Here is a 4,954-nt window from a genome sequence, read left to right as displayed (position 1 = left end):
GCGGCGCCGTCGCGGCCGCCCTGCGCGGCGCCGGTGTCGAGCGCATCTACGTCGCCGGCAAGGCCAGCGAACTCGGGGACGCCGCCGACTCGGTCGACGGCGCCCTCTCGGCCGGCATGGACGTCGTGTCCGCCCTGACCTCGATCCTCGACCTGCTCGGCGCCGACGCGTCGGGGAAGGAGCAGTGATGACCGCGATCCCTCGCTTCGACTCGGTCGAACTCGGCGACGGCGCGCCCCCGCAGGACTCCGCGACCGCGTGGGAGTCGCTCAAGCAGACGAACCCGGCCTTCACGGCCGACTGGCAGACCCCCGAGCAGGTCACCGTCTCGCCGCTGTACACCGATGGTGACCGCGCCGGCCTCGACTTCCTCAACACCGTGCCGGGTGCCCCGCCGTTCCTGCGCGGGCCCTACTCGACGATGTACACCAACCAGCCGTGGACGATCCGCCAGTACGCGGGCTTCTCCACCGCCGAGGAGTCCAACGCGTTCTACCGCCGCAACCTCGCGGCCGGTCAGAAGGGCCTGTCGGTCGCGTTCGATCTGGCCACGCACCGCGGCTACGACTCCGACCACCCGCGGGTCGAGGGTGACGTGGGCATGGCCGGAGTCGCGATCGACTCGATCTACGACATGCGCACGCTCTTCGATCACATCCCGCTGGACCAGATGAGCGTGTCGATGACGATGAACGGCGCGGTGCTGCCGATCCTCGCGTTGTACGTCGCCGCGGCGGAGGAGCAGGGGGTGAAGCCGGAGCAGCTCTCGGGGACGATCCAGAACGACATCCTCAAGGAGTTCATGGTCCGCAACACCTACATCTACCCGCCCGAGCCGAGCATGCGGATCATCTCCGACATCTTCGCCTACACCAGCGCGAACATGCCCCGGTTCAACTCGATCTCCATCTCCGGGTACCACATGCAGGAGGCCGGGGCGACCGCCGACCTCGAGCTCGCGTACACCCTCGCCGACGGAGTCGAGTATCTCCGGGCCGGTCAGAACGTCGGCCTGGACGTCGACACGTTCGCGCCGCGGTTGTCGTTCTTCTGGGCAATCGGCATGAACTTCTTCATGGAGGTCGCCAAGATGCGCGCGGCCCGCCTGCTCTGGGCCCGCCTGGTGCGCGACTTCGACGCGAAGAACGACAAGTCGATGTCGCTGCGTACCCACTCGCAGACCTCGGGCTGGTCATTGACCGCGCAGGACGTGTTCAACAACGTCGTGCGCACCGGCGTCGAGGCGATGGCCGCGACGCAGGGCCACACCCAGTCGCTGCACACCAACGCCCTGGACGAGGCCATCGCGCTGCCGACCGACTTCTCGGCGCGCATCGCCCGCAACACCCAACTGTTCCTGCAGCAGGAGTCGGGCACGACGCGGGTCATCGACCCCTGGGGTGGCAGCGCCTACGTCGAAAAGCTGACCAACGACCTGGCTCGCCGCGCCTGGAGTCACATCCAAGAGGTCGAAGCGGCCGGCGGCATGGCCAAGGCGATCGAGGCCGGCATTCCCAAGCTGCGCATCGAGGAGGCTGCCGCCCGCACCCAGGCGCGCATCGACTCCGGTCAGCAGCCGGTCATCGGCGTCAACAAGTACCTCGTCGAGGATGACCAGCCGATCGAGGTCCTCAAGGTCGACAACGCGAGCGTGCGCGCCGCCCAGATCGACAAGCTGCGTCGCCTGCGCGAGGAGCGCGACGAATCGGTGACCCAGGCCGCGCTGAGCGCCCTGACCGAAGGTGCCCGCAACCCCGGCCCGGACACCAACCTGCTCGCCCTGGCGATCGACGCGGCCCGCAAGATGGCCACGGTCGGTGAGATGTCCAGCGCGCTGGAGGAGGTCTTCGGCCGGTACACCGCCCAGATCCGCACCATCAGCGGGGTCTACTCCAAGGAGGTGGCCGGCGTGGAGTCTCTCGGCACGGTCCAGGAACTCGTCGCGAAGTTCGAGCAGGCCAGCGGTCGCCGTCCGCGCATCCTCGTGGCGAAGATGGGCCAGGACGGTCACGACCGTGGCCAGAAGGTCATCGCCACCGCCTTTGCCGACCTCGGCTTCGACGTCGACGTGGGCCCGCTGTTCCAGACCCCGGCCGAGGTTGCGCGTCAGGCCCTCGAGGCCGACGTGCACGTCGTCGGGGTGTCGTCGCTGGCCGCGGGTCACCTGACCCTCGTGCCGGCGCTGCGCAAGGAGCTCGACGACGCGGGTCTGAACGACCTGATGATCGTCGTCGGCGGTGTCATCCCCGAGCAGGACTTCGACGATCTGCGCGCGGCCGGCGCCGACGCAATCTACCCGCCCGGCACGGTGATCCCCGACGCGGCGATCGAGCTGCTGAACACCCTCATCGAGCGCACGGGCGAGGCGTCGCCCGCGACCGAGGGCGCCCGTGGCTGACCCCTACGACGTCGCCACGCTCGTCCCCGGGGTGCTGGCCGGTCAACGCCTGCACATCTCCCGGGCCATCACCCTGGTCGAGTCCTCGCGACCCGACCACCGGGTGCGGGCCCGGGAGTTGTTGCGGCAGTTGACCCCGCACAGCGGCAGGGCGATTCGCGTGGGGATCTCCGGGGTCCCCGGGGCGGGCAAGTCGACGTTCATCGACGCGATGGGCGTGCGGCTGCTCGACCGGGGCCACAAGGTCGCGGTCGTGGCCGTCGACCCGAGTTCGGTGCGCACCGGGGGCAGCATCCTCGGTGACCGCACCCGTATGGGCGAGCTGTCGACCCGCGAGGACGCGTTCGTGCGCCCCTCCCCCTCCGGCGGCCACCTCGGTGGCGTGGCGCGGGCGACACGGGAGTCCATGCTCGTGCTCGAGGCGGCCGGCTACGACGTCGTGCTCGTCGAGACGGTCGGCGTCGGCCAGTCCGAGGTCGCGGTCTCGGAGATGGTCGACACGTTCCTCATGATCGCCCTGGCCCGCAGCGGTGACTCGCTGCAGGGCATCAAGCGCGGCATCCTGGAGCGGGTCGACGTCATCACGGTCAACAAGGCCGATGGCGACAACGAGCAGGAGGCGCGTGTGGCCGCGCGCGAACTGCGCGGCGCCATGCGCTTGATGATGGGCGACTCCGACAGCGCCCCGGCGGTACTGACGTGCAGTGCGCGGACCGGTGCCGGACTGGACGAGGTCTGGGAGGCGGTCAGGGCACACCGCGCCACCCTCGAGGCGGCGGGTTCACTCGAGGAGCGCCGTGCCCAGCAGCAGCGTCAGTGGCTGTGGGCCCTGACCACGGACACCGTCATCGAAGCGCTGACCACCTCGCCGCGCGTCGTGCAGGTGCGCGCCGAGGTCGAGGCTCGTCTGGCGTCTGGAGAGCTCAGCGCACTCGAGGGCACTGAGTTGCTCGTCGAGGCGTTTGCCCGCGACGGCGCCGACGGCGCCTGGCCCTGATTACCCCTCACCGAGGGAACAATGGTGGCGACCTAACCTCGGGTTAGGTCGCCACCATTGTTCCCTCGGCGCGTGACTACAGATCGAGTTCCGAGCCGCCGAAGCGCTCCTGCAGGAACCGGCCGTGGTTGTTCAACGACTGCATGTCGCCCCGGTGCACGTCCTGGGCGATCCGCTGCGACTCGGAGCGCAGCAGCTCGAGCTGATCGGTGAACTCCTGGGTCGCAGTCGCCCCGGTCGGGCCGGGCTGATCGACGTAATCCGGTGGCAGGCTCAGGTACGTGTTCAGCGTCGTGGGCACGTAGTCGCGGATCATCCGGTTGACGACGAAGAGATCGCGCGGTGACGAGGCCAGCTGAGCGCCGCGGTCCAGCGCGTCGCGCAGCGCGGCGAAGATGTCGTAGAGGGCCACGACGGCCTCATCGGGCAGCCGGTGACGTGACGCCCGCATCTGGCGTTCGAGGTCGCGGAGGTTCTCCTCGAGGATCTCGGCATCGCGCAGCACCGCGCTCGACGGCTGGACCGCGGGCTGCACCGGCGCCGCCTGGGGCACCGTCTGGCTGAGCGGGGCCGCCCCGACCGGCGGAGGCGGCGGAGTGGACGACGCCACCTGCCCGTACCAGGTGCCCCGCTGAGCCAGCGTCGTCAGGTACCCGCGGTTGAGGATCGCGGAGTGCACGGTCGCCCCGATCCACGCGACGGTCAGCGCGACGCCGAACAGCGGACCGGTCGATTCCCCTTCCGGCGCCGAGCTGGCGAACATGATCGCGACCACGACGGCGTAGCCCGCCGCCGGCCAGAAGTAGCGCTTCTCCCCCGTGCGCACACCCGCGATGAGGAAGCCGAGCCAGCTCAGCACGCCGAACGACACGAACGGGATGAAGATCCACAGCGAGTTCCGGCGTCGCCACGCGTCGTTGGCGAGCTTCTGTTCGGGCGTCAACGGAGTCAGACCACTGGAGTTCGTCACGGGACCCACTCTTCCCTACACCCCCGACAACGCTCCAGCCGACCGACAATCCTCGCCGACTGGTCAATCCTTGCGACGTAAGCCGAAGTTACGTCACAAGGATCGACCAGTCGGCGTAGTGGTCACGACGCAGGTCCGCGCTGGGTCAGGGGTGCCGGACGTCAAGAGTCCGTGCGCCGCGTCTCCAAGGCCGTATCCAGTCGCCGCAACCGGCGCTGCACCCGGAAGTCGCGGGCCGACAGCAACAGCGCGATGATCGCCACCACCGCCAGCACCATGACGAGCCACCACTCCGACTCACCGCTACCGCCATCGGGCTCGAACGGCGTCAGCGACTCGATCCAGGTCGGCCAGATGTACGTGGCCACCGCCGCCGCGCCGACGACCAGCGCAATGAGCATCTCCACGCGAGCACGCAACATCACTCCACCTCCGGCTCAGGGCCCGCTGTGGGCTCGGCGTCGAGGCCCGGATCGGCCTCGACCTCGACCTCGGCCGGCACCCCAAGGGCCACCGGGGCGCCGGGCGCAGCCCCGGCAGATTGATCCTGCGGCGTCACGCTCGTGGGCGCATTCGCGGCGGCGGAGCG

The 4,954-nt window shown here is 69.6% G+C and carries 5 protein-coding genes; 3 read left to right on the top strand and 2 right to left on the bottom strand.

Annotated elements, in window-relative coordinates; translation table 11 throughout:
* From KD1_RS17010 to meaB, 3 genes are all read left to right on the top strand, one after another.
* On the top strand, window positions 1-188 hold a 188-nt coding region (locus KD1_RS17010), incomplete at its 5' end, for a hypothetical protein (protein WP_169795415.1).
* Window positions 188-2,398, top strand: coding sequence for a methylmalonyl-CoA mutase (scpA, locus tag KD1_RS15220; protein WP_068403328.1), 2,211 nt, complete (start codon window positions 188-190; stop codon window positions 2,396-2,398). The genes KD1_RS17010 and scpA, both read left to right, overlap by 1 nt.
* Window positions 2,391-3,395 carry a methylmalonyl Co-A mutase-associated GTPase MeaB gene (gene meaB, locus KD1_RS15215; protein ID WP_068403326.1) on the top strand — a complete coding sequence of 335 codons (1,005 nt, stop codon included), beginning with the start codon at window positions 2,391-2,393 and terminating at the stop codon, window positions 3,393-3,395. Before scpA ends, meaB begins: the two co-directional genes overlap by 8 nt.
* Window positions 3,396-3,471: 76 nt before the next feature.
* Here the strand turns inward: meaB and KD1_RS15210 are convergent, their stop codons facing one another.
* Complete coding sequence (locus KD1_RS15210; RefSeq protein WP_068403324.1) at window positions 3,472-4,365, bottom strand: hypothetical protein; 894 nt, start codon at window positions 4,363-4,365, stop codon at window positions 3,472-3,474.
* Window positions 4,366-4,526: 161 nt separating this feature from the next.
* Window positions 4,527-4,787: a hypothetical protein gene (locus KD1_RS15205; RefSeq protein ID WP_068403322.1), complete on the bottom strand. Its 261-nt coding sequence runs from the start codon at window positions 4,785-4,787 to the stop codon at window positions 4,527-4,529.
* Window positions 4,788-4,954 lie beyond the last annotated feature (167 nt).

It is taken from the genome of Kribbia dieselivorans NBRC 106261 (assembly GCF_001552435.1).
GTDB classification, from domain to species: Bacteria; Actinomycetota; Actinomycetes; order Actinomycetales; family Dermatophilaceae; genus Kribbia; species Kribbia dieselivorans.
This window is presented reverse-complemented; position numbering and strand designations above follow the sequence as displayed.